Source organism: Luteimonas fraxinea, assembly GCF_021233355.1.
Lineage (GTDB): Bacteria > Pseudomonadota > Gammaproteobacteria > Xanthomonadales > Xanthomonadaceae > Luteimonas > Luteimonas fraxinea.
The window spans coordinates 34,245-58,514 of record NZ_CP089507.1 but is presented as its reverse complement, the minus strand read 5'-3'; the positions used below and the strand labels follow the sequence as shown (position 1 = coordinate 58,514).

Below are 24,270 nucleotides of genomic sequence, written 5' to 3'. Positions count from 1 at the left end.
CCTTCGGGAGAGAGCCTGCCCCGGACCCGATCCGGGGTCGGCGCGCCAAGCGCGTCGGGTGAGGGCTGGGGCACTACAGGAAGACTCCCCCAAAGCACCCTGATCCGCCCCCGCCTTCGCGGGGGCAGGCTCTCCGGGCACCCCGTATCAAGCACGGGGCAGGCGTTCCCCCCAGAGGGGGAGGGGGAAAACATACTCACCTCGAGCCCCGGCGATACCGAATCGCCCCGCCATGACCTCCGACCGTTGCCCCGGCCGCGACCGCTGGCTAAGGTCGCGGCTCGCCAGGTTCTTTCGGATGTCCCGCATGCCGCTCCGCCGTCCCGCCACCGCCGCGCTTGCCGCTGGCCTCGCCCTGTCCGCCGTGACCGCACACGCCGATGAAGGCATGTGGATGCCGACCCAGCTGCCCGACATCGCCAAGCCGATGCGCGAGGCGGGTTTCCGAGGTCGCGCCGATGCGCTGGCCGACGTCACCGCGCCGCCGCTCAGCGCCGTGGTCAAGGTCGGTGGCGGCACCGGCGCCTTCGTCTCCGATGAAGGCCTGCTGCTGACCAACCACCACGTCGCCTACGGCGTGATCCAGTACAACAGCAGCGCCGAGCGCAACATCATCGACGGCGGTTTCATCGCCGAAGGCCGCGGAGACGAGCGTCCGTCGAACCCGGATTTCCGCGTGCTGGTGACAGTCGGCTTCGACAAGGTCACCGACGAAGTATTGGCTGATGCCCGCGGCAAGACCGGGCGCGCGTACTTTGATGCGGTGGACGCCGCCGGCAAGCGCATCGTTGCCGCGTGCGAGCAATCGGGCGAGGTGCGTTGCAGCGTCGCCAACATGTATTACGGCACCGATTTCTATCGCATCCGTCAGCTGGAGCTGCGCGACGTGCGTCTGGTCTATGCGCCGCCGCGTGCGATCGGCAACTACGGCGACGAGATCGACAACTTCATGTGGCCGCGCCACACCGGCGATTTCATCCTGCTGCGCGCCTATGTGGGCCGCGACGGCAAGCCGGCCGACTACAGCGCTGACAACGTGCCGTACGCACCGCCGGCGCACCTGCAGATCGCCCGCGGCGGCTTGCACTCCGGCGATTACGCGATGCTCGCCGGCTATCCGGGCACGACCTTCCGGCATCGCACCGCGGCCGAGTTCGATGCCCATGTCGCGCGCGTGCTGCCGCAGCGTGTGACGGTGTTCGATGCGCTGATCGACGCGGTCGAGACCGCGGGCGCCGACGATGCCGACATCCGCACCCGCTACGCCTCGCAGCTGCAGTCACTGAAGAACAACCGCAAGCGCGCCGCCGGTGAGCTGGAAGGCCTGCTGCGCAGCGACGCCGTGCGCCTGCGTGGCGAGGACGAGGCCGCGATGCTGGCCGCGACCACGGGCGAAGACGCGACCGACATCGCCGCGCTGCAGGCGATCCTCGGCCAGGCCGATGCCGCGGCTGCGCGCGACCAGTTGCTGACCCTCGTCGCCAGCCAGACCCAGCTGCTGCGCTCTGCGCTACTGCTCGAACGCCTGCGCATCGAATCGGCGAAAGCCGACGATGCCGCGCGCGAGACCGGCTACCAGCGGCGCGACCACGCGCTGATCGAAGGCGTGCTGCGCCAGGCGCAGCGTCGCTACGCGCCGTCGGCGGAGAAGGCCGTGCTCGGCGTGCTGGTCGGCCGCTACCAGCAGTTGCCGGACGCGCAGCGCCTGCCAGCGTTCGACGCCGCGTTCGGCCGCACGCCCGAATCGTTGAAGACGGCGCTGGACACGGTCTATGCGCGCACGACACTGGGTGACGAGGCGCAGCGCCTGTCGCGGTTCGCCGATGCCCGCGCCGGTCGTCCGCTGGCCGACGATCCGCTGCTCGCACTGGCCGCGCAGCTGGTCGCTGCGCAGCTCGATGCCGAGGACGCGCGCAAGACCCGCGAAGGCGAACAGCTGCGGCTGCGCCCGGCCTACATGCGTGCGCTGTTCGCATGGCGCGCGCAGCAGGGCCGCGCGGTGTATCCGGATGCCAACGGCACGCTGCGCGTCAGCTACGGCAAGGTGGAAGCACTGGCACCGCGCGATGCGGTGGCGTTCTCGCCGGTGACCACCGTCGCCGGCATCGTCGAGAAGCACACCGGGCAGGTGCCGTTCGACGTGCCGCAGCCGCTGCTCGATGCGATCGCCAAGGGCGATTTCGAAGGCACCGCGGAAGCTTCGCTCGGCACCCAGCCGGTGAACTTCCTGACCAATCTCGACACCACCGGCGGCAACTCCGGCTCGCCAGTGCTCAATGCGCGCGGCGAACTGGTCGGCTTGAACTTCGACAGCAACTGGGAGTCGGTCAGCGCCAGCTGGTGGTTCGATCCGCGCTACAAGCGCGCGATCCACGTCGACATGCGCTACATGCGCTGGCTGATGGCCAAGGTGTATCCGGCGCCGGCGCTGCTCGAGGAGATGGGGCTGCGGGCGCGCTGATGCGTCGCGCCGGTCGGGTGCCGTTCGGGCGCGCGGCCGGCGCAGGCCGCACAATGTCAGGCCAAACCCGGAGCCCCACGGCACCATGAAGATCCCGCAGGGACTGCAGCCACTGATCGAGGACGGCATCATCGATGCTGTGCTGCGACCGCTCAAGAGCGGCAAAGAGGCTTCGGTATATGTCGTCCAGGTCGGCGACGAGGTGCGTTGCGCGAAGGTCTACAAGGACATGGCGCAGCGCAGTTTCCAGGCGCGCGTGCAGTACCAGGAAGGCCGCAAGGTCCGTGGCAGCCGCGAACAGCGTGCGATGGGCAAGGCGACCAAGTTCGGCCGTCGCGAACAGGAAGCCGCGTGGAAGACCACCGAGGTCGATGCGCTCTACGCCCTGGCCGATGCCGGCGTGCGCGTGCCGCAGCCTTACGGCTTCTTCCACGGCGTGCTGCTGATGGATCTGGTCACCGACGCCGAAGGTTTCAGCGCGCCGCGTCTGGCCGAAGTGGATCTCGAGCCCGACCAGGCCCGCGAATGGCATCTGATGCTGGTGCGCGACATCGTGCGGATGCTGGTGCTGGGCATGGTCCATGGCGATCTGTCCGAGTACAACGTGCTGGCGACGCCCGACGGACCGGTGCTGATCGATTTCCCGCAGGTCGTCAGCGCGGCCGGCAACAACGCCGCGCGCGACATGCTGCTGCGCGACGTGCACAACGTGCGCGACACGCTCGCGCGCTTCGCGCCGGAACTCGCCGACACGCATTACGGCGAGGAGATGTGGGCGCTGTACGAAGCGGGTGATCTGAAGGCCGATACACCGCTGACCGGCACGTTCGTGTTCGACACGCGCAAGGCCGACACCGGCGCGATCCTGTGGTCGATCGAGGACGCGCGCCAGGAAGCGGTGATCCGCCAGCAGGGCCGCGAAGAGGACGATGAAACCGACTGATCCGCGCGCATGAGCCGCCCGCGGTTTCCGCCGCGGGACGGCGTGCCGGCGAGCCGGCTGCAACTGCCGCCGGGCCCGTGGGCCAGCGTGTTCGATGCGCTGGTCGCGCATTTCCCGCGGGTCGACGCATCGATCTGGCGGGATCGCGTGGCGCGGGGCAGGGTGCTCGATGCGCAGGGCGATCCCGTCACGCTGCAAACGCCGTACCGCGTCGGCGCCGAGATCGGCTATTACCGCGAGGTCATCGACGAGCCGGTGATCGATGCGGCCGAACGCATCCTCCATGTCGACGCGCACCTCGTGGTCGCCGACAAACCGCATGGCCTGCCAGTCGCGCCGACCGGCGCCTTCGTCACCCAGACCCTGCTGACACGGCTTGTGGCGACGCTCGGCAATCCGGATCTGGTGCCGTTGCATCGCATCGATCGCGGCACGGCCGGGCTGGTGCTGTTTTCGGCCGATCCCGCGAGCCGCGCCGCGTACCAGGCGCTGTTCCGCGAATCGCGCATATGCAAGACATACGAAGCGCTGGCGCCGCCGCTACCGGCGCTCGCGTTCCCGATGACGCGCCGCAGCCGCATCGAGCGCGGCGAGCCGTTCTTCCGCATGTCCGAGGTCGACGGCGCGCCGAACAGTGAGACACACATCGACTTGCGCGAACGCGGCGTCAGGTTGTGGCGTTATGCGTTGTCGCCGGTCAGCGGACGCAAGCACCAGCTGCGCGTGCACATGGCCGCGCTCGGCGCGCCGATCCTGCACGACCCCTGGTATCCGACGCTGCAGGATGACGACGGCGCGCGGCCGCCGTTGCAGCTGCTGGCCCGCGCACTCGCATTCGACGATCCGCTCGACGGACGCCCGCGTCGTTTCGAATCGGAATTCCGGCTTTCGGAGTCGCTGGACTGAAAAAACGCGTCGCGCCTGTCAGGCGGCCGGCTTCTCGCGCTGCAGCCACGCCAGTACGCCATCCACCGCGACCGCGGCGCTCGCGTAGCACGCGGTCAGCAGATATCCGCCGGTCGGCGCTTCCCAGTCCAGCATTTCGCCGGCGACGAACACGCCGGGCAGCGCATCGAGCATCAATGCATCGCCGGTCGCCTCCAGACGCACGCCACCGGCGCTGCTGATCGCTTCTTCGATCGGTCGCGGCGCCTGCAGTCGCAGCGGCAGGCGCTTGATCGCAGCGGCGACGCGCGGCGGATCATCGAGTGCGGCGCGATCGAGCAGTTCGAACAGCAATCCTGTCTTCGCGGCATCGAGACCCGTCGCCCGGCGCAGGTGTTCGCCGACACTGCGGCGGCCACGCGGACGCGCCAGGTCGGTCTGCAGGCGCTCGAGATTGCGCCCCGGCGCCAGATCCAGGTTCAGCACTGCGCTGCCATCGCGGGCGATCGTGTCGCGCAAGGTTCCGGAGATCGCATAGATCGCGCTGCCCTCGATGCCGGTCGTCGTCAGCACGCATTCGCCCTGCAGCGCATGCGGTGTACCGTCGAGACCGGTCCAGTGCAGCACCACCGGTTTCAGCGGCGCACCGACGTGACGCTCGGCGAGATGTGCACTCCAGCCGATGTCGAACCCACAGTTCGCCGGCACCAAGGGGGCGACGTCGACGCCGCGCGCCGACAGCACCGGCTGCCACCGACCATCGGAGCCGAGTTCCGGCCAGCTGGCGCCACCCATCGCAAGCAGCGTGGCGTCGGCGACGTGGCGCACGCTGCCATCCGGGGTTTCGAACACCAGCGCGCCGTCGTCGTCCCAGCCGGTCCAGCGATGCTGCACAAGGAAGCGCACACCGTCCTCGCGCAGTTGCCGCACCCAGCCGCGCAACAGCGGCGCGGCCTTGAGGTCCTCGGGAAACACGCGCCCGGAGCTGCCGACGAAGGTCGGCACGCCGCGCGCCGCGGCCCAGTCGCGCAGCGCCTGCGCGTCGAAGCGGTCAAGCCAGCTACCGACCACAGCATCGCGCGCGCCGTAGTGCGCATCGAAGGCAGGGCGCGACTCGGAATGGGTGAGGTTCAAGCCGCCCTTGCCGGCGATCAGGAACTTGCGCCCGACCGAGCCCTTGGCTTCGAACAGATCGACATCCAGTCCCGCCGCGCGCGCGCGTTCGGCAGCGAACAGGCCGGCCGGCCCGCCACCGACGATGGCGAGCCGCGGCGTACGCACATCAGCCATTTCAGGCGCCTTGCTGGAACGCCAGGATGTAGCCGTTGCAGTCGACGATGCCGAACTCGCGGGCGCCATAGGGCATGTCCTGCAGCGTCCACGCGAGCTGCGCGCGGCCCTGCGTTTCGACGAAGACCGCGTCGATGTCGGGAACGGTGAAGTAGAGCGTGCCGGTCAGCGTGGGCGCGCGGTGCCAGAGGTCGGCAGCGGTGAAGACGACGCGCGCGCCATGGCCGGTGATGGTCAGCGTGTCGCCGGTCGATGGCGCCACGGAAAAGCCGGGCAGGGCGGTGTAGAACGCGCGGGTGCGTTCGAGATCGGTACAGCGCAGCAGCAGGGTCAGGGCCATGTCGGTCCTCCAGCGGAATCGACGCCATTATGACCGGGGCGGCTGCTCATCCCGAGTCAACGCGGCGCCTGCTAGCGTCCACACCTCGTCAATATGCGACATGCAGGAGGCCGTCATGGCCACTGGTTGGGCTGGCGATGGCGCGGTGCAGGACCAGATCGACGCCACCGTAAAAGATGCGATCGAGCGTGCCCGCAGCCAGTTGCGCAGCGGGCCGGGGCTGACGCACTGCGAAGAATGCGACGCGCCGATTCCCGAAGCGCGACGTCGCGCGGTGCCCGGCGTGCGCCTGTGCGTCGCGTGCCAGGCCATGCACGACGATGACGATGCGCACAGCGGCTACAACCGACGCGGCAGCAAGGACAGCCAGCTGCGCTGAGCGCTCCACCGGATTTGCACGCGCGATATGGGACAAGGAGCGCCGCGTTGCGACGCGGCTCCTCTCCCCATCGGATCGACCATGCCCGCGTCGCAGGATCTCGCGTACTTCACCCGTCAAGTTCTGATCGTCCTCGCACTGCTTGCCGTGCTGGTGCTGTGCTGGGCGCTCACGCCGGTCTTCATGCTGGTATTCGGCGCGATCGTCGTCGCCGCGCTGCTGCTGTCGCTGGCCGGACTGCTGCGCCGCTTCGTGCCGATACCGCACGGCGTCGCGCTGGCGATCGTGCTCGTCGTGCTGATCGGCGGCCTGGGCCTGCTGCTGTGGATGTTCGGCGCGCAGGCCACGCGCGAACTCGCCACGCTCACCGACACGCTGCCAGCGGCCTACGCCCAGTTCCAGCAGTGGCTGGGCGAGACCAGCGTCGGCAGCCTCATCCAGGAGCAGCTCGACACCATCGGCGACAACATGGGCCGCATCGCCAGCGGCGCCGGCGCGATCGCGATGACGGTCTCCAGCGGCACGATCGACATGTTCCTCGTGCTGGTCGGCGCGATCTATATCGCCGCGCAGCCGGAGATGTACCGCAACGGCCTGCTGCATCTGGTACCGCCGTCGGCGAAGAAGGCCGCGGCCGATGCGCTCGATTCCAGCGGTCGTGCGCTGCGCCTGTGGCTGGGTGGCCAGCTCGTCGCGATGCTGGTCGTCGGCATCATGACCGGCATCGGTCTGTGGCTGCTGGGCGTGCCGGCCGCGTTCGCGCTTGCGCTGATCGCGTTCCTGCTCGACTTCGTGCCGATCATCGGGCCGATCGTCGCCGCCATTCCCGGCATCCTGCTGGCCTTCACGGTCAGCCCGCAGGTCGGCTTCGCGACGATCGCGCTCTACGTCGTGCTGCAGCAGATCGAGAGCAACGTGTTGCAGCCGCTGATCCAGCAACGCGCCGTCGAACTGCCGCCCGCGCTGCTGCTGTTCTCGCTGGTGATCTTCGGCAGCCTGCAGGGCGCCGCTGGTCTGCTGCTCGCAGCGCCGCTGACGGTCGTCGTCTACGTGCTGGTCAAGCGGCTCTACGTGCGCGAAGTGCTGGGCGGCGACACCGTGGTGCCGGGCGAGCGCGAGGACTGAGGACGCGCGTCGGCTTGTCGTCGACACTCGCGCCGTCCAGCATGGGCGCCCTACAGACCGAGGCAGTCCAATGAAGCGCATCGACGCCGGCCCACGCATGTCCGAGGCCACGATCTACAACGACACCGTCTACTGCGCCGGGCAGGTGCCCGAGAGCAAGGGCGCCGACATCGGCACGCAGACGCGCGAGGTGCTCGAGGCCATCGATGCGCTGCTCGCGCAGGCCGGCAGTGACAAGACGCGGATCCTGCAGGCGCAGGTGGTGCTCGCCGACATCGCCGATTTCGCCGGCATGAACGCCGAATGGGATCGTTGGGTGGTGGCGGGTCAAGGGCCGGCGCGCGCGACGATCGAAGGCAGGCTCGCCGATCCGGGCTGGCGCATCGAGATCATCGTGACCGCTGCGCTGACCTGAGGCGTCGCAGCGGTCAGACGTCCAGCGGATCGCCTGCGGCGGCGCCGCCACGTGCCGCAGGCAGCGCGCCGCCACGCCAGCGGCGCAGCGCACGCTGGAAGAACAGGCTGTTGGGAATCTGCAGGCTGGTGCCTGCTCCATCGCCGTCGTCGGTCTCGCGCAGCGTGGTGTAGACGAGGTTGATGTCGACTACTTGGCCGCGCAGGCCGGGCTTCTCGCCGTTCTCCAGCAGCTCGACGTGGTCGTAGAGGCGGAACGGACGCGTGGTGAGGATCAGCATCGTGCAGAAGATGTTCGACAGCACGCTCCAAGCGGCGAAGAACGCGACCGCCGCCACTGCGGCGAAACCGGTGAACGCCGTCCACAGCACCGTGCCGGACACGCCCATGCGCTCGAGGATCAACAGCAGCGCCGCGGCATAGATCAGGAACGAGGTGACGCGGCGCCCGCCGACCACGGCTTCGACTGGCAGCGTGTAGCGGTGGCCGATGCGTTCAATGATCCGGCGCACCAGCAGCCGCAGCAGCCAGGCGACGATCAGGATCAGCAGGATCTGGCCGATCGGCAGGACGATGTCGAGCCAGTCGTGCAGCCACACGGGCAGGCGGTCCTTGAAACGCACGGCAGCTCCACACACACGGCGCCGATCGCGCCGGCGCACAGTTTACGCCGCGATGCAGCACGCGCCGCGGCGCGCTGGGATTCGAGCGCGCGTCGCGCGAAGCGCCTTCAGCGTCGCGTTACCATTGGCGCCCACGACATGCGCGAAGAGGACAATCCGTGAGCACTCTGATGGCCCCGGTGTCGATCGGCGAACTCGCCGACAAGATCACCATCCTCGAGATCAAGGCCGAGCGCATCGGCGATGCACAGAAGCTGGTCAACGTCCGCACCGAACTCGACGGCCTGCTGCCGCTGTGGGCACCCCTGGCGGACAAGCAGCCCGAGATGGCCGAACTCAAGACCGCGTTGCGCGAAGCCAATACACGCATGTGGGACGTGCAGGACGCGCTGCGCGCGAAGGAAGCCGCGCAGGATTTCGGTGACGAATTCATCGAGCTCGCACGCGCAGTCGCGCGGCACAACGGCGACCGGATCGAGGTCAAGAACACGATCAACCGGCTCGCCGGTTCGCGCTTCGTCGAAGAGAAGCAGTACCGCGCCTGAGCGCGCGGAATTCTCCGGACTCCGGAAGCAGAAAAGCCAGGACCTGGGTCCTGGCTTTCCGGCGGTATCGAGTGGTGGAGCCAAGGAGGATCGAACTCCTGACCTCGTCGATGCGAACGACGCGCTCTCCCAGCTGAGCTATGGCCCCACATGATGCGTGGCGATTATACGGTCCCCGCTGCGGGCTCGCCAGCCCTGTCGAGCAACGGTGCCAGCGACGGTTCCAGCTGACCACGACGCCAGCCCGACAACGCGCCCGGCCAGTCGGCACCTTCGACCAGCGCTTCGAGCCACTTGCGCGAGGCCAGCACGCCGTCAGGCAGTCCGATCTCGGCGCTGCGTTCGGCGACCGCCTGTTGCAGACGCTTGAGCTGCTTGCGGTCGGGTTCCTCGCCGCGCGACAGCGGCATCTCGGATTCGTCCGGCAGCTCGGTCGTCAGCGCCTGCCAGATCACGCTGGTCAGCTTGCGCGGCGCCTTGGGGTGCGCATCCAGCCGCTGCTGCAGCGCCGACGTGTCCGCAGGCGGATCGCGGGCGAGCAGGGTGGCGAGTTCGTTGTCGAGAATCCAGCTGCGCGGTCGGTCGGTGGCGCGCGCATAGGTTTCGCGCCAGCGCAGCAGGCGGGCGAGCCTGCGTTGCGCATCGGCATCGAGGAACAGACCGGCGCGGCCGCCGAGCTGTGGCCAGCGATCGCCTTCCATGTTGCCGGCGGTGGCGACGAGCCTGGCGCAGTCCTCGACCAGCCAGTCCGCGCGATCCAGCGCGTCGAGCTTGCTGGCGAGCACGTCGTGCAGCGCGAACAGATGCGCGACATCGTCGACCGCGTATTCGAGCTGGGTCGCCGACAGCGGACGCCGCAGCCAGTCCGAACGCGTCTCGCCCTTGGCCAGCGCGACGCCCAGCGTTTCCTGCACCAGACGCTGGTAGCCCATGCCCGCGCCCGTGCCCGACAGCGCGGCGGCGATCTGGGTATCGAACAGCGGCGCCGGCACCGCGCCGCAGGCGTGACCGAATGCGACGAGGTCCTCGCTGGCGCTGTGCATGATCTTGAGGATCGACGCATCGGCCAGCAGCGGACGCAGCGCTTCGGCAATGCCCGGCGCCAGCGGATCGACCAGCAGCACTTCGATGCCGTCTGCGCCCTCGAACGCGATCTGTACCAGCGCGAGCTGGGGCCAGAACGTGCGTTCGCGGATGAACTCGGTATCCAGACCGATGCGGGTCGGGGCGTCGGGCAGGCGGGCCCGCAGGATCGCCGGATCGTCGATCCAGGCAAAGTTGGGAGATGACATGCGCGAAAGCCTAGCGGTGCGGGCCGATGGCGGCAATCGCCGGCGCTGTCGCATCGCCGCCACGGCCGTGATGGATTAATCTGACGCGATGCGGTCCAGGGAGCCCGGTTTGCGCAGTATCTTCGTCGTCGGCCTGTTGGGCGTGCTCGTGCTGGCGGGCTGCAAAGGCGATGCCGACACCGACGCGGCGTCCGGAGACGGCAGCGTGACCATCACCGGCGACGACGCGGTGGTGCCGGAGCTCAACTGGACGCCGCCGCCGGTGGTCATCGCCGAAGACGGCGAGGCCGAGGCGCTGGAACAGGCGCGCACCGCGCTGGCCGCCGACGATCTCTATGCGACGCCGACCTCGGCGATTCCGCTGTATCTCGCCCTGTCGCGGCTACCCGGCAGCGAACGGGCCGCACGGACTCGCCTGCAACGCGCGCAGTCGCGCCTGCTGGCCCTCGGCACGCAGGCGCTGGTGGAGGCCGACGAACTCGACTCGATCGCCGGCATGCGCGCCGCGCACGATTTCGCCGCGGTTGCGCGCTATCTCGCGGCCGGCGACGAGGCGGTGGTGCGCTATCTCGAACGCGTCGACGACAGCGACCGGCTGTGGGAACTCAACCGCGCGGCCGAACGTGCGTTGCAGGCCGGCGAGCTGGGCGAGGCGGGCGGCGGTGCGCTGGCGCTGTTCCGCGAGGCCGCGGCGCTGCGTCCGGGCCAGCCGCGTGCGTTGCAGGGCATGGCCGCGGTCGAAAGCGCGATGATCCGCCGCGCCGAACTGGCGGCCGACGAAGCCAACTACAGCGGCGCGTCGCGCTGGCTGGCGCATGCGACGACGATCCGCCCGGGCTTTCCGACCGTCGGCGATGCCGAGCAACGTTTGCAGCGTATGCGCGAGGCGCACATCCGCAGGTTGCGCGACGAAGGCGTGGACGCCTTGCCGGGCATCAACGGCGTCGTGGTCGCACGCGAACGGCTGGCGCAGATCATCGGCATCGCCGAGCCGGGCGATCCGGTGGTCAACGACCTGCGCGAACGCATCGACCGCACCGTGCATTACGGCGACTTCCGTCCCGGCCAGGTGTTCACCGACGCGCTGGAAGGCGGCGCACGCGGGCCGCAGGTCGTGGTGCTGCCGCACGGCGGTTTCATGATGGGTGCGCTGCCCGGCGACCGCGATGCCGAGGACAACGAATCGCCGCGGCACGCGATCCGTTTCGAACGCGGCTTCGCGATGGGTGTGCGCGAAGTGTCCGTCGGCGAGTTCCGGCGCTTCGTCGATGCCACGGGCTTCCAGTCGCGCGCGGTGCGACGCGGCTTCTCGCTCGCCTACGACGAGCGCACCGGCAATTTTCTCCGTCGCAGCAACGTCGACTGGCGCTCCGATTACGTCGGCCGTCCGGCCGGCGACACGATGCCGGTGCTGCATGTCAGCGCCAAGGACGCGCAGGCCTACGTCGACTGGCTGTCGACGCAGAGCGGCCGTCGCTACCGGCTGCCGAGCGAGGCCGAGTTCGAATACGCGTATCGCAACGGCACAGCCGAACGCTATCCCTGGGGCGAGGGCACGCCGCCCGACGGCGCCGGCAACATGACCGGCGCGCTGGACCGCTCGCCGGGCGGACGCGCCTGGGGCAACGCCTTCCCCGAGTACGAAGACGGCTACTGGGGCCCGGCGCCGGTCGGCAGCTTCGAACCCAACACCTGGGGCGTGCACGACCTGGCCGGCAACGTCAGCGAGTGGATGGCCGACTGCTGGCACGCGACCTACCGGCGCGCGCCGGGCGACGGCTCGGCCTGGGTCAATCCCGGCTGCCGCGACCAGGTGATCCGGGGCGGCTCCTGGGCGAGTTCACCGGCGCAGACCCGCACCAGCTGGCGGGCACTCGCGCAGGTTGACACGACTAATGCCAGACTCGGCTTCCGCGTAGTGCGCGAACTTTGACGACAGTGCCGGGCGACCGGTCAGGGGAGACGAGATGAGACAGGATCCTTTCGGCGGCGGTAACCGTCGTCAGCCCGGCCGCGCGCCGCGGCGTCGCTTCGGCATGCGCTTCATCGTCCTGCTGCTGTTCGCGGGATACGGCGCCTACTACTACTTCTCCAACCAGAGCGTCGACCCGGTGACGGGCGAGAACGTGCTGATCGACCGGTCGCTCGACGTGAAGCAGGAGAAGGCGCTGGGTCTGGAGGCGTACCAGGAAATCCTCGGCCAGGAACGCCCGGTCGATCCCGACAGCGAGATCTCGAAAGAAGTCCGCCTGATCGCCGAACGCCTGATCGCCAAGGTCGACGTGGTCGAGGCCGAACTCGCACGCGAACACGGGCTGGAACCGACCCGGTTCTCGGAGACCTTCGAGTGGGAGGTCAACGTGCTGGAGTCCGACCAGGCCAATGCGTTCTGCCTGCCGGGCGGCAAGATGGCGGTCTATACCGGTCTGATTCCGGTGGCGAAGAACGCCGATGCGCTGGCCGTGGTCATGGGCCACGAAATCGCCCACGCGCTGCTGCGCCACGGCGCGCAGCGCATGGCGCAGCAGAAGCTGACCCAGGTCGGTCAGATGGCCGGCGCGATGAGCGGCATGGACCCGCAGCAGCAAAAGATGGTCATGGCCGCGATGGGCTACGGCTATCTGCTGCCGTACGCGCGCAAGCACGAGACCGAAGCCGACAACGTCGGCCTGATGCTCGCCGCCGCCGCATGTTTCGATCCCCGCGAGGCCGTGCCGCTGTGGCAGCGCATGTCCGAGGCGAGTGGTGGCCAGGCGCCGCCGGAGTTCTCGTCCACGCATCCCAATCCCGGCACCCGCATCCAGACGCTGGAAGCGCTGATGCCCAAGGCCCTGGAGTACCGCGCAAAGTTCTGCGAAGACGCGCAGGGCGAGACGGCAACCGCGCTTCGCTGATTCCACGCAAGTTCCAACAAGGACGGCCTGATGCGACGTTATCTGCTGGCAGCCATGACGCTTGGAATCTGCGCTGCAATCGCGCAGCCATCCGATACAACGGCAGGTGCGTCGTCGGCCCTCAATCTCGTGTGCGAGGGCGAGTGGTGGAAATCGGGCGGGACGGTCGGGCGTTCCGGCGACGGACGCGTGCGGCTGAAGCTCGACGGTGGGCAAGGCACCGTGCAACTGCCCGAAGCGCTCTCCGCGCCGACCCGGAACAGCGTCGACGGGTGGATTCCGCTGCAGGATCTCGTGATCGCCGAAGAGCAGATCACTGCCAAGCTGCGTTTCAACATGATGGCGTCGGCGCGCATCGAGATCGACCGCATCAACGGCGTACTCTATTTCTCGGGTTCACCAGGCAATTTCGAGGGAGATTGCCGACCCTACGATCCCGACGTGCTCGAACGCGCGTTCTAGATCTTGCGCCGCGCGGTCTCTCAGAACCCCATCAACAAACCACCGTTGACCGGCAGGTTGATGCCGGTGATGTAACCGGCATCATCGGCCACGAGGAACGCGACTGCGCGCGCGATGTCGTCGGGCTGTCCCACGCGGCCGACCGGGACGCTGGCGACGGTGCGGGCAAGCACCTCGGGCGGCATCTTCGAGGTCATCGGCGTTTCGACGTAACCGGGCGACAGGCTGTTGACGGTGATGCCCTTGGCCGCGACTTCGCGGGCCAGCGACATCGTGAACCCGTGCAGGCCGGCTTTGGCCGCGGCGTAATTGGTCTGCCCGAAGTTGCCGGTCTGGCCGCTGACCGAACTGATGTTGACGATGCGGCCGAAGCCGCGCGCGACCATGCCCTCGACCGCGGCGCGGCACAGGTGGAAGGCGCTGTCGAGATTGATGCGCAGCACGTCGTCCCACTGCACGGTGTCCATCTTGCGCAGCGTCGCGTCGCGGGTGATACCGGCGGCGTTGACGAGGATGTCGAGGCGTCCGTGGCGGGCTTCGACATCGGCGATCGCTGCGGCGCAGGCGTCGGCGTCGCCGACATCGACCGCGAGCGTGGTCACCGGCAGGCCGTCCATGTCAGCCGCGAATGCGTCGAGACGCGCAGCGTCGGCCGGCAGGTCGGCGGCGACGACGTGCACGCCGCGCTGCGCGAGTTGCCTGCAGATGGCGCGGCCGATGCCGCCGAGGCCACCGGTGACGATGGCGACGCGTGGTGTCTGGGTCATGATCGAATTTCCGGAAGCGGACACGACAACGGCGCGGAGTCCGCGCCGTGTCGGTAATGCGGAAGGATCAGCGGCCGCGCTTGGGCGGATCGCGATCGGCAGGCTTGGCGCTCGGCGCCGCGGCGCCGACCATCGTCTTCTGGAATTCCTTCCACAGGTCGAGATTGCGCTCGGTCAGCTGGTTCATCATCGTCCAAGGCGTCTGGCCGAGCAGGCCGCCCATCTGCTGGCGGAACTGCTGCTGCTGGTCGAGGAAGGTCTGCATGGAGCGCTCGAGGTAGTTGCCCATGAAGCCCTGCATCGAGTCGCCGTAGAACCGGATGATCTGGCTCAGCAGCTGGGTCGAGAGCACCGGCTCGCCGTCGGACTCGTGCTCGGAAATGATCTGCAGCAGCACCGAGCGGGTGATGTCGTTGCCGCTCTTGGCGTCGCGGACTTCGAAATCCTCACCGTCGACGATCAGCTGGCGGACGTCTTCGATGGTGATGTAGCTGGAGATTTCCGTATCGTAGAGGCGACGGTTCGGGTACTTCTTGATGATGCGCACGGCACTGCTCATGAAGCCAACACTCTGATCCTTTGATGCTGCGCAGCATGGCGCAGCGGATTGGGGGGCGCAACTGGACGAATGGGCTGAACGGGGCGGCCCCGCGTCGCGCCGCGAACCGTCCGCGCACGTATGGTGCGGGCGGTCCGCGCGCGATGCGCGGCGCGCGTCACCAACCCATGTGGTGGCCGCCGTTGATGTCGAGGTTCGAGCCGGTGATCCACGCGGCTTCGTCGGCGACCAGGAAGTTCACCGCATACGCGATTTCTTCCGGACGGCCGAGGCGACCGGTCGGAATGTCGGCAGCGATCTTCGCGCGCACTTCTTCGGGCACCGCCATCACCATGTCGGTGGCGACGTAGCCGGGCGAGACCGTGTTGACGGTGATGCCGAGCTTGGCGTTCTCACGGGCCAGCGAAATCGTGAAGCCGTGCATACCGGCCTTGGCCGCGGCGTAGTTCGCCTGGCCGTACTGGCCCTTGAGGCCGTTGATCGAACTGATCTGGATGATCCGGCCCCACTTGCGATCGCGCATGCCCTCGATCACCGGGCGCGTCACGTTGTAGACCGAATTGAGATTCGTGTTGATGACGTCCTGCCACTGCAGCGCGTGCATCTTGTGGAACGTGCCGTCGCGGGTGATGCCGGCGTTGTTGATCAGGATGTCGATCGGGCCGAGCTGCGCTTCGACCTCGCGCACCATCTTCTCCGCTTCTTCGTGATCGGACACGTCGCCAGAGGCGATCGCGATCTCGTAACCTGCATCGCGCATCTGCGCCTGCCAGGCCTGCGCCTTTTCGGCGTTGCGGTAATTGGTCGCGACGCGATAGCCGTTGTCGGCCAGTCGCTTCACGATTGCCGTTCCGATACCGCCTGTGCCGCCGGTCACCAGTGCCACGCGTCCGCTCATGCCGTCCTCGTCTGTGGGGTGCGCTGCCGGTTCGACAGCGGGGTTTTGCAGTCTATGCACCGCGGGTGACAGCGGTGTTGTGCGATGCAGCAATCGCGATGTCGTGCGTCGGCACGCGCGCGATCTCGAAGTCCTGGATCGCGCGTTCGAGAAACATCGAAGGCGCGTCCGCGTCGATCTTCGACTGTCCCAGCGCGTGCCATACGGCGTGCAGCGCCGGCATCGGATCGCATGCGTCGACCGGCACCGCGTGTGCCGACTTCGACAGCTTGCGGCCGTCGACATCCAGCAGCAGCGGCAGATGCGCGTAACGCGGCGTCGGAAACCCGAGCATGCGTTGCAGCAGGATCTGCCGCGCGGTGGAGTCGAGCAGGTCGGCGCCGCGCACGACGTCGGTGATGCCCTGGTCGCCATCGTCGACGACGACCGCCAGCTGATACGCCCAGAAGCCATCGGCGCGCCGCAACACGAAATCGCCGACCTCGACATCGACGCGCTGCGTCTGGGGTCCGCGGATCGCATCGACGAATTCGACCGTCGTCCCCGGTTCAACAAGCAGACGGATCGCAGGATCGATGCGCGTGCCGCCCGCGCGACACACGCCGAGATGACGCCCGTTTGTTGCCGCGAGATCGGCGCGGCTGCAATGACAGACAAAGGCATGGCCTCGCGCGAGCAGATCGTCGATGACCGCGGCGTAACGCGCATCGCGCGTGCTCTGCACGAGCACCGGTCCATCGTGCTGCAGGCCGAACGCCTGCAAGGTCGCCAGCTGCCCCTGCGCCGCGCCCGCGACTTCGCGCAAACGGTCGACGTCTTCAATGCGGATCGCCCAGTCGCCATGCGCCTGTCGCGCCATGACCCAACTGCCGAGCGCGGCGAGCAGCGAGCCGGCATGCAATGGACCTGTGGGCGAGGGCGCGTAACGCCCGCGATATGCGGACGCGTCCCGTGCGCGCGTCAAACTGTCTGGCACATGAACTGTCATGGGGTCGCCACTGTGCCTTGCACGATGCCGAATTGAAATCGCGCGTCGCTGCACGCAGATTGTCGCCTCACGTTGTTTTCTTCCGCCTGACGCAGGCGTCATCCGGACTCAAGGTACCCAATGTTCAAGCGTTTCGGTCTACTCATCGCCACCAACCTCGCCGTGCTCGCGCTGGTCAGCATCGTCATGGCGATCTTCGGCATCAACCCGTCCACCTATGGTGGCCTGTTCGTGTTCGCGGCCCTGTTCGGGTTCGGCGGCGCGTTCTTCACTCTGGCGATTTCCAAGTGGTCGGCCAAGCGCGCGACCGGTGCCTACGTCATCAAGGATCCGCGCGACGAGTCCGAGCGCTGGCTGGTCAACACCGTGCGTCGCCAGGCCGAGCAGGCCGGCATCGGCATGCCCGAGGTCGCGATCTACGACGCGCCCGAGATCAACGCCTTCGCCACCGGTGCCAACCGCAACAACGCACTGGTCGCGGTGTCGACGGGCCTGCTGCGTTCGATGACGCGCGATGAAGCCGAAGCCGTGCTGGGCCATGAAGTCGCCCACGTCGCCAACGGCGACATGGTGACGATGACCCTGCTGCAGGGCGTGCTCAACACCTTCGTGATCTTCCTGGCCCGCGTGGTCGGCCGCGCGATCGACGGTTACCTCAACGGTGGCCGCGACAACGGCGGTGGCGGCATTGCGTACTTCGCTATCGTGTTCGTGCTGGACATGATCTTCGGTCTGTTCGCATCGATGATCGCGATGTGGTTCTCGCGCTACCGCGAGTTCCGCGCAGACGAGGGCGGCGCCGCACTGGCCGGCCGCGAAAAGATGATCGCCGCGCTCGAGCGCCTGGCCCAGACCTACGGCCAGAGCACGATGCCCAAGACCATCGCCGCGTTCGGCATCAGCGGTGGTGTGGGCAGCGGTTTGAAGAAGCTGATGATGAGCCACCCGCCGCTGGAAGAGCGCATCTCCGCACTGCGTAATGCGCCGCCGAGTCGCGATTCGGTGCGTCAGGGGATTGTGGCTTGATCCATCGGCCAATGTGACAGGCGAAAAGCCCGCCGGGAGGCGGGCTTTTTGTTTCCGTCATTTTGTACGGGCCATTCCGGCCGAGCGCGCGTTAGGGGCTCGCCCCTCCCAGAACCCGTCATTCCGGCGAAAGCCGGAATCCAGTGCCTTTCAGCGGCAATCCCCAAGTCGCTGGATTCCGGCTTTCGCCGGAATGACGGTATGAGGGCGTCAGATCAGCCGGCGTGCGTCTTCTGCGCCGACTCTAACGCCGCCAGCTGCTGCGGCGTCGCATCCTTCTGGTGCTGCGCTTTCCACGCCGCGAACGGCATCCCGTACACCGCTTCACGAGCGGCGTCCTTGTCCAGCGCCGCGCCTTCGGCATTCGCCGCGTCGCGATACCAGTCCGCCAGGCAGTTGCGGCAGAAGCCGGCGAGGATCATCAGGTCGATGTTCTGCACGTCCGGGCGCGCGTCGTTGAGGTGCGCGAGCAGGCGCCGGAACGCGGCGGCTTCGACGCGGGTGCGGGCGTCGTCGGACAGGGTGGGGATGGCATCGGCCATGAAGAATCTCCGGGTGCGGGAAGCCCGACAGGATCGAGGTGCATGCCGGTGCCTGCAAGCCCGGGCCCGAATCGGGGACAATGGCGGGCCCCCAGACGCTCGAGCCCGCATGACCGCCGTCGATTCCATTCCGGCCCGCATCCTCGACGGCAAGCGCATTGCCGACACCTTGCTCGACCAGCTGCGCGTGCGCGTGGATGCGCGCGTCGCGTCCGGCGGTTCGCGCCCGGGGCTGGCGGTTGTGCTGGTCGGTGGGGATCCCGCTTCGCAGTCCTACGTGCGCAACAAGCGTCGGGCCGCAGAGAAGGTCGGCATCCAGGCGTTCGATTTCGATCTGCCCGTCGGCACCACCGAAGACGCACTGATCGCGCTCATCGACCGGCTCAATGCCGATCCGGCCGTGCACGGCATCCTCGTGCAGCTGCCGCTGCCGGGCATTCCCGACGCGACGCACATCATCCACCGCATCGATCCGCGCAAGGACGTCGACGGCTTCCATCCCGAAAACGTCGGCCGCCTCGCGTTGCGCCAGTTCGGCCTGCGCCCGTGCACGCCGCGCGGCATCACGACCTTGCTGGCCTACACCGATCGCCCGGTGCGCGGCGCCAGCGCGACCATCGTCGGCGTCAGCAATCACGTCGGGCGGCCGATGGCGCTGGAACTGATGATCGCCGGTTGCACCGTCACCACCTGCCATCGCTTTACCCCGCCGGACATCCTGCGCCGGCACGTCGGCGAGGCCGACATCCTGGTCGTCGCGGTCGGGCGTCCTTCGCTGATTCCGGGCGACTGGGTGAAGCCGGGCGCGGTGGTCATCGATGTCGGCATCAACCGCATCGAGGACGGCCGCCTGGTCGGCGATGTCGGCTTCGACGCCGCTGCGCAACGCGCCAGCTGGATCACGCCGGTGCCGGGCGGGGTGGGGCCGATGACCGTGGCCACGCTGATGCAGAACACGCTGGAAGCCGCCGAAGCGGCGCACTGATCCCGGCATCACCGGTCCCCCGGACCGGCGCAGATGCACGCCGACGGACCGCTGCGTTGCCTGCGTCGAGGCCCCAAACGCGCTAGAATGGCGCGCTTCCTCCTCCCCGGCACCCCGCATGCTGCGCATCCAGGCCGAAGCACTCACGTACGACGACGTATCGCTCGTTCCCGCCCACTCCTTGATTCTCCCCAAGGATGTCCGGCTCGCCACCCGCCTGACGCGCGACCTGCGCCTGAACCTGCCGATCGTCTCCGCGGCGATGGACACCGTCACCGAAGCCCGCCTCGCCATCGCGATGGCCCAGCTCGGCGGCATCGGCATCCTGCACAAGAATCTCAGCGTCGAGCGCCAGGCCGCCGAGGTCTCGAAGGTCAAGAATTTCGAAGCCGGCGTGATCCGCGAGCCGTTCACCGTCGGCCCGGACACCACCATCGGTGAAGTCCTGCGCCTGACCCGCGCGCGCAACATCTCCGGCGTGCCGGTCGTGGACGGCAGCCGCCTGGTCGGCATCGTCACCGGGCGCGACCTGCGCTTCGAGACCAAGCTCGACGATCCGGTCCGCAACGTGATGACCAAGCAGGACCGCCTGATCACCGTGCGCGAAGGCGCCAGCGACACCGAAGTGCTGGCGCTGCTGCACAAGCACCGCATCGAGAAGGTGCTGGTGGTCAACGACGATTTCGCGCTGCGTGGCCTGATCACGGTCAAGGACATCCAGAAGGCGCACGACAATCCCAACGCCGCCAAGGATGCCGACGAGCAGCTGCTGGTCGGCGCCGCGGTGGGCGTGAGCGGCGATACCGAGGCGCGCGTCGAAGCGTTGGTCGCGGCCGGCGTCGACGTGATCATCGTCGACACCGCGCACGGCCATTCGCAGGGCGTGCTCGACCGCGTGAACTGGGTCAAGAAGACCTACCCGCAGGTGCAGGTGATCGGCGGCAACATCGTCACCGGCGAAGCGGCCAAGGCGCTCGAAGACGCCGGCGCGGACGCGGTCAAGGTCGGCGTGGGTCCGGGTTCGATCTGCACCACGCGCGTCGTCGCGGGTGTGGGCGTGCCGCAGGTCACCGCGATCGACATGGTCGCCGAGGCCCTGCAGGACCGCATCCCGCTGATTGCCGACGGCGGCATCCGTTACTCGGGCGACATCGGCAAGGCGCTCGTCGCCGGCGCATCGACGGTGATGATCGGCGGCCTGTTCGCCGGTACCGAAGAAGCCCCAGGCGAAGTCGAACTGTTCCAGGGCCGCAGCTACAAGAGCTACCGCGGCATGGGCTCGCTGGGCGCGATGGAGCAGGGCTCCAAGGACCGCTACTTCCAGGATTCGTCGGACGCCGACAAGCTCGTTCCCGAAGGCATCGAAGGCCGCGTGCCGTACCGTGGCGCGCTCGGCGGCATCATCCACCAGCTCGCCGGCGGCCTGCGCGCGACCATGGGCTACGTGGGCTGCGCGACCATCGAAGACATGCGCACCCAGCCGAAGTTCGTGAAGATCACCGGCGCCGGCCAGCGCGAGAGCCACGTGCACGACGTCACGATCACCAAGCAGCCGCCGAACTATCAGGCGGGCTGAGGCCGCGGCATTACGCACCGATCCGGGATTCGCGAAAGCGGATCCCGTTTCGTATCCGGCCTTCACACACCGTATTTTCCAGCGCCACGCGCCATCCACATCTCAGACAAAGCCACGCCGATGACCGACCTGCACAGCGACAAGATCCTCATCCTCGACTTCGGCGCGCAGTACACGCAGCTGATCGCCCGCCGCATCCGCGAGCTGGGCGTCTACTGCGAAATCTGGGCCTGGGACCACGACCCGGCCGAGATCGCCGCGTTCGCGCCCAAGGGCATCATCCTGTCGGGCGGCCCGGAATCCACCATTGAACACGGCTCGCCGCGCGCACCGCAGCAGGTGTTCGACGCCGGGCTGCCGCTGCTGGGCATCTGCTACGGCATGCAGACGATGGCCAAGCAGCTGGGCGGCGAGACCGAAGCCGCCGACGCGCGCGAGTACGGCCACGCCGAAGTCGCCATCGTCGCCAAGGACAGCCTGTTCGAAGGCCTCAGCGACCACGCAGGCGCCCAGCGTCTCGACGTGTGGATGAGCCACGGCGACCACGTCAGCGCCGCGCCGCCGGAGTTCACCGTCACCGCCAGCACCGACCGCGTGCCGGTGGCCGCGTTCGCGAACGAGGCCAAGCGCTGGTACGGCGTGCAGTTCCATCCCGAAGTCACGCACACCAAGCAGGGCCTCGCGCTGCTGCGCCGCTTCGTCGTGGACATCTGCGGCAGCGCCACGCTGTGGACCGCGGCCAACATCATCGACGACCAGATCGCGCGCGTGCGCGAGCAGGTGGGCAGCGACGAGGTCATCCTCGGCCTGTCGGGCGGCGTGGATTCGTCCGTCGTCGCCGCGCTGCTGCACAAGGCGATCGGTGAGCAGCTGACCTGCGTGTTCGTCGACACCGGCCTGCTGCGGCTGGGCGAGGGCGACCAGGTCATGACGACCTTCGCTGATGCGTCCAGCTCGCATGGCCTGGGCGTGCGCGTGATCCGCGTCGACGCGCGCGACCGCTACTTCAGCGCGCTCGCCGGCGTGAGCGATCCGGAAGCCAAGCGCAAGATCATCGGCAACCTGTTCGTCGAGATCTTCGACGAAGAGTCCAACAAGCTCAGCAACGCCAAGTGGCTGGCGCAGGGCACCATCTATCCCGACGTCATCGAGTCGGCCGGCAGCAAGACCGGCAAGGCCCACGTCATCAAGAGCCACCACAACGTCGGCGGCCTGCCCGAGCACATGAAGATGGGCCTGGTCGAACCGCTGCGCGAGCTGTTCAAGGACGAAGTGCGCAGGCTCGGCGTCGAACTCGGCCTGCCGCGCGAGATGGTCTACCGCCACCCGTTCCCGGGCCCGGGCCTGGGCGTGCGCATCCTCGGCGAGGTCAAGGCCGAGTACGCCGAGATCCTCGCCAAGGCCGACCACATCTTCATCGAAGAACTGCGCCGCGCCGACCTCTACGACAAGACCAGCCAGGCCTTCGCCGTGTTCCTGCCGGTCAAGTCCGTCGGCGTCGTCGGCGACGCCCGCGCCTACGAGTGGGTGATCTCGCTGCGCGCCGTGGAGACCATCGACTTCATGACCGCCCACTGGGCGCACCTGCCGTACGACTTCCTCGGCCGTGTCTCGAACCGGATCATCAACGAAGTCCGCGGCGTCTCGCGCGTGGTGTACGACATCAGTGGGAAGCCGCCGGCGACGATTGAGTGGGAGTGATTTTACGTCCTTCGAGGACTATCGCCAGCTATCGAAGAAACTTCGTAACGTGTTGATTTAATAAGTAAATACGTCACGGCATCTATCGGTGGCTATCGCCGGCTAGCAAAACAAGCTGACGGTGGCGCTGGCGGTAAGAATCGAGGCCGGATTAAGACACTCTCGTTCACTATTGAGACTTTTACCGTCTTTGACGGTAAAAATCTTCTCGGGAAAGCTTGTTTTACGCGGCTTTCCGAGCATCAGCAGGCCTCCAGGTCCCTGACGGTAAAAGCCGTCGAAAAACCGGAGGAAAACCTCGATGCTGACCGACGCTGCACTGCGAAATCTGAAGCCTAAGTCCAAGATTTATAAGGCTTCTGACCGAGACGGGATGTACGTGACGGTATCGCCCAGCGGTACCGTCACCTTCCGCTACGACTACCGGCTCCACGGCCGTCGTGAGACGCTGACCTTGGGACGCTATGGCCCTGGCGGTATCTCGCTGGCGATGGCGCGCGAACTGCTTCTGGAGGCGCGCAAATCCGTTCAGGCAGGCATATCCCCCGCGCTTGAAAAGCAACGCGAAAAGCGGCGGGTGGTCGCCATCAAGACTTTTGGCGCGGCAATGGAAGCATGGCTGGCCAATGCAAGGTTGGCCGACAGCACCCGCGCCATGCGTAAGCACATCATCGACCGGGACATCCTGCCGGTCTTCCGCAATCGCCTGCTGACCGAGATCCAGGCCGAAGACCTTCGGGCCTTGTGCAACAAGGTCAAGGAGCGTGGGGCGCCGGCCACGGCCGTCCAGATTCGCGACATCGTGAAGCAGGTCTATGTCTACGCCATCGCCCACGGCGAGAAGGTGGAGAACCCTGCGGAGAGCGTGAGAGCCTCCTCGATCGCCACCTTCGTGCCCAAGGATCGAGCCTTGTCGCCGCTGGAAATCCGGCTGGTGATTCAGCACCTGGAATCGGTGGCGACCTATCCGACCATCAGGCTCGCCTTGCGCCTGATTCTGCTGACGCTGGTGCGAAAGAGCGAACTGATCCAGGCCACCTGGGATGAGGTCAACTTCGAGCGCGGGACTTGGACGATTCCGAAGCAGCGGATGAAGGGGCGCAATCCGCACGTGGTCTACCTGTCGAGCCAGGCGCTCGACATCTTCGTCACATTGCACGCTTGCGCGGCGGGTTCAAGGTTCGTCTTTCCGTCTCGTTACGATGCCGAGCGGTGCATGTCCAATGCGACCTTGAATCGGGTCACGCAGCTCGTAGTACAGGCCGCGAAAACCAAAGGGCAGCCGCTGCAACCGTTCACCGTCCATGACCTGCGCCGCACCGGCTCGACGCTGCTGAACGAAATCGGCTTCAACCGCGACTGGATCGAGAAGTGCTTGGCGCACGAGGACGGGCGTTCTTCGCGCTCGGTCTACAACAAGGCCGAGTATGCCGAGCAGCGGCGCCACATGCTGCAAGAGTGGGCCAACCTGGTTGAAGCCTGGGGCGGCGGGCAGACCTACGTGCCGAAGCTGGTGCCGAGGAACGTGGTGGTGCCGGCGCTGAGCGCGCTGTACTGATAGAGCGGCAAGGTTGT

At 67.5% G+C, this 24,270-nt stretch carries 24 protein-coding genes and 1 tRNA gene; 15 read left to right on the top strand and 10 right to left on the bottom strand.

From position 1 onward, the window contains the following. The first annotated feature begins 307 nt into the window (after positions 1–307). From LU699_RS00285 to LU699_RS00275, 3 genes are all read left to right on the top strand, one after another. Positions 308–2,461: a S46 family peptidase gene (locus LU699_RS00285; protein WP_232135018.1), complete on the top strand. Its 2,154-nt coding sequence runs from the start codon at positions 308–310 to the stop codon at positions 2,459–2,461. 85 nt (positions 2,462–2,546) lie between these two features. After that, positions 2,547–3,404, top strand: coding sequence for a PA4780 family RIO1-like protein kinase (locus LU699_RS00280; protein WP_232135020.1), 858 nt, complete (start codon positions 2,547–2,549; stop codon positions 3,402–3,404). Between the two features lie 9 nt (positions 3,405–3,413). Continuing rightward, complete coding sequence (locus LU699_RS00275; protein WP_232135022.1) at positions 3,414–4,310, top strand: pseudouridine synthase; 897 nt, start codon at positions 3,414–3,416, stop codon at positions 4,308–4,310. Between the two features lie 18 nt (positions 4,311–4,328). Here the strand turns inward: LU699_RS00275 and LU699_RS00270 are convergent, their stop codons facing one another. Then, entirely contained in the window at positions 4,329–5,579 is a 1,251-nt protein-coding gene (locus LU699_RS00270) for a TIGR03862 family flavoprotein (RefSeq protein ID WP_232135024.1), read from the bottom strand. A 1-nt stretch (position 5,580) separates the two neighbouring features. Then, positions 5,581–5,919, bottom strand: a complete 339-nt coding sequence (locus tag LU699_RS00265) for a VOC family protein (RefSeq protein WP_232135026.1) — start codon at positions 5,917–5,919, stop codon at positions 5,581–5,583. Positions 5,920–6,034: 115 nt separating this feature from the next. Here LU699_RS00265 and LU699_RS00260 point away from each other — a divergent pair, with 115 nt between their 5' ends. The 3 genes from LU699_RS00260 (at position 6,035) to LU699_RS00250 (ending at position 7,838) form a co-directional block, all read left to right on the top strand. Next, positions 6,035–6,298, top strand: coding sequence for a DksA/TraR family C4-type zinc finger protein (locus tag LU699_RS00260; protein WP_232135028.1), 264 nt, complete (start codon positions 6,035–6,037; stop codon positions 6,296–6,298). Between the two features lie 81 nt (positions 6,299–6,379). Then, positions 6,380–7,423, top strand: coding sequence for an AI-2E family transporter (locus LU699_RS00255; RefSeq protein WP_232135029.1), 1,044 nt, complete (start codon positions 6,380–6,382; stop codon positions 7,421–7,423). 70 nt (positions 7,424–7,493) lie between these two features. Further along, on the top strand, positions 7,494–7,838 hold the full coding sequence (locus tag LU699_RS00250) for a RidA family protein (RefSeq protein WP_232135030.1): 345 nt from the start codon (positions 7,494–7,496) through the stop codon (positions 7,836–7,838). 13 nt (positions 7,839–7,851) lie between these two features. Here the strand turns inward: LU699_RS00250 and LU699_RS00245 are convergent, their stop codons facing one another. Beyond that, the gene (locus tag LU699_RS00245; RefSeq protein WP_425491199.1) at positions 7,852–8,460 is read right to left on the bottom strand and encodes a mechanosensitive ion channel domain-containing protein; all 609 of its coding nucleotides are present in this window, start codon (positions 8,458–8,460) and stop codon (positions 7,852–7,854) included. 158 nt (positions 8,461–8,618) lie between these two features. On the opposite strand from LU699_RS00245, the gene LU699_RS00240 reads away from it, so the two are divergent. Then, positions 8,619–9,005 carry a DUF6165 family protein gene (locus LU699_RS00240; protein WP_232135032.1) on the top strand — a complete coding sequence of 129 codons (387 nt, stop codon included), beginning with the start codon at positions 8,619–8,621 and terminating at the stop codon, positions 9,003–9,005. Positions 9,006–9,077: 72 nt separating this feature from the next. On the opposite strand, the gene LU699_RS00235 is transcribed toward LU699_RS00240, so the two are convergent. Both LU699_RS00235 and rnd read right to left on the bottom strand, forming a co-directional pair. Beyond that, positions 9,078–9,153, bottom strand: a tRNA-Ala gene (locus tag LU699_RS00235). A gap of 16 nt (positions 9,154–9,169) precedes the next feature. Continuing rightward, positions 9,170–10,297 carry a ribonuclease D gene (rnd, locus tag LU699_RS00230; protein ID WP_232135034.1) on the bottom strand — a complete coding sequence of 376 codons (1,128 nt, stop codon included), beginning with the start codon at positions 10,295–10,297 and terminating at the stop codon, positions 9,170–9,172. A 109-nt stretch (positions 10,298–10,406) separates the two neighbouring features. Here rnd and LU699_RS00225 point away from each other — a divergent pair, with 109 nt between their 5' ends. The 3 genes from LU699_RS00225 to LU699_RS00215 are packed head-to-tail and all read left to right on the top strand — an operon-like array spanning position 10,407 to position 13,653. Continuing rightward, positions 10,407–12,230 (top strand): formylglycine-generating enzyme family protein, encoded by a 1,824-nt coding sequence (locus tag LU699_RS00225; protein WP_232135036.1) that lies wholly within the window; start codon positions 10,407–10,409, stop codon positions 12,228–12,230. 34 nt (positions 12,231–12,264) lie between these two features. Next, positions 12,265–13,191: a M48 family metallopeptidase gene (locus LU699_RS00220; protein WP_232135038.1), complete on the top strand. Its 927-nt coding sequence runs from the start codon at positions 12,265–12,267 to the stop codon at positions 13,189–13,191. A gap of 30 nt (positions 13,192–13,221) precedes the next feature. After that, positions 13,222–13,653 (top strand): hypothetical protein, encoded by a 432-nt coding sequence (locus LU699_RS00215; RefSeq protein WP_232135040.1) that lies wholly within the window; start codon positions 13,222–13,224, stop codon positions 13,651–13,653. Between the two features lie 20 nt (positions 13,654–13,673). Here LU699_RS00215 and phbB (LU699_RS00210) read toward each other — a convergent pair whose 3' ends face one another. The 4 genes from phbB (LU699_RS00210) to gluQRS all read right to left on the bottom strand — a co-directional run bounded on the left by phbB (LU699_RS00210) (position 13,674) and on the right by gluQRS (position 16,865). Continuing rightward, positions 13,674–14,420 carry an acetoacetyl-CoA reductase gene (phbB, locus tag LU699_RS00210; RefSeq protein ID WP_232135042.1) on the bottom strand — a complete coding sequence of 249 codons (747 nt, stop codon included), beginning with the start codon at positions 14,418–14,420 and terminating at the stop codon, positions 13,674–13,676. A gap of 67 nt (positions 14,421–14,487) precedes the next feature. Beyond that, a complete protein-coding gene (phaR, locus tag LU699_RS00205; protein WP_232135043.1) occupies positions 14,488–14,979 on the bottom strand; it encodes a polyhydroxyalkanoate synthesis repressor PhaR in 492 nt (163 codons plus the stop codon). Positions 14,980–15,136: 157 nt separating this feature from the next. Then, positions 15,137–15,877, bottom strand: a complete 741-nt coding sequence (gene phbB, locus LU699_RS00200) for an acetoacetyl-CoA reductase (RefSeq protein WP_232135045.1) — start codon at positions 15,875–15,877, stop codon at positions 15,137–15,139. A gap of 52 nt (positions 15,878–15,929) precedes the next feature. Beyond that, positions 15,930–16,865, bottom strand: coding sequence for a tRNA glutamyl-Q(34) synthetase GluQRS (gene gluQRS / locus LU699_RS00195; protein WP_232135047.1), 936 nt, complete (start codon positions 16,863–16,865; stop codon positions 15,930–15,932). 120 nt (positions 16,866–16,985) lie between these two features. Here gluQRS and htpX point away from each other — a divergent pair, with 120 nt between their 5' ends. Then, positions 16,986–17,891, top strand: coding sequence for a protease HtpX (gene htpX / locus LU699_RS00190; RefSeq protein ID WP_232135049.1), 906 nt, complete (start codon positions 16,986–16,988; stop codon positions 17,889–17,891). A gap of 215 nt (positions 17,892–18,106) precedes the next feature. Here htpX and LU699_RS00185 read toward each other — a convergent pair whose 3' ends face one another. Continuing rightward, positions 18,107–18,433 (bottom strand): DUF1244 domain-containing protein, encoded by a 327-nt coding sequence (locus LU699_RS00185; RefSeq protein ID WP_232135051.1) that lies wholly within the window; start codon positions 18,431–18,433, stop codon positions 18,107–18,109. A 109-nt stretch (positions 18,434–18,542) separates the two neighbouring features. Here LU699_RS00185 and folD point away from each other — a divergent pair, with 109 nt between their 5' ends. The 4 genes from folD to LU699_RS00165 all read left to right on the top strand — a co-directional run bounded on the left by folD (position 18,543) and on the right by LU699_RS00165 (position 24,253). After that, on the top strand, positions 18,543–19,418 hold the full coding sequence (folD, locus tag LU699_RS00180) for a bifunctional methylenetetrahydrofolate dehydrogenase/methenyltetrahydrofolate cyclohydrolase FolD (RefSeq protein WP_232135053.1): 876 nt from the start codon (positions 18,543–18,545) through the stop codon (positions 19,416–19,418). Positions 19,419–19,536: 118 nt separating this feature from the next. Further along, positions 19,537–20,994 (top strand): IMP dehydrogenase, encoded by a 1,458-nt coding sequence (guaB, locus tag LU699_RS00175; RefSeq protein ID WP_232135055.1) that lies wholly within the window; start codon positions 19,537–19,539, stop codon positions 20,992–20,994. A gap of 120 nt (positions 20,995–21,114) precedes the next feature. After that, the gene (guaA, locus tag LU699_RS00170) at positions 21,115–22,695 is read left to right on the top strand and encodes a glutamine-hydrolyzing GMP synthase (RefSeq protein ID WP_232580440.1); all 1,581 of its coding nucleotides are present in this window, start codon (positions 21,115–21,117) and stop codon (positions 22,693–22,695) included. A 301-nt stretch (positions 22,696–22,996) separates the two neighbouring features. Further along, positions 22,997–24,253, top strand: coding sequence for a tyrosine-type recombinase/integrase (locus LU699_RS00165; protein WP_232580439.1), 1,257 nt, complete (start codon positions 22,997–22,999; stop codon positions 24,251–24,253). Positions 24,254–24,270: the final 17 nt, after the last annotated feature.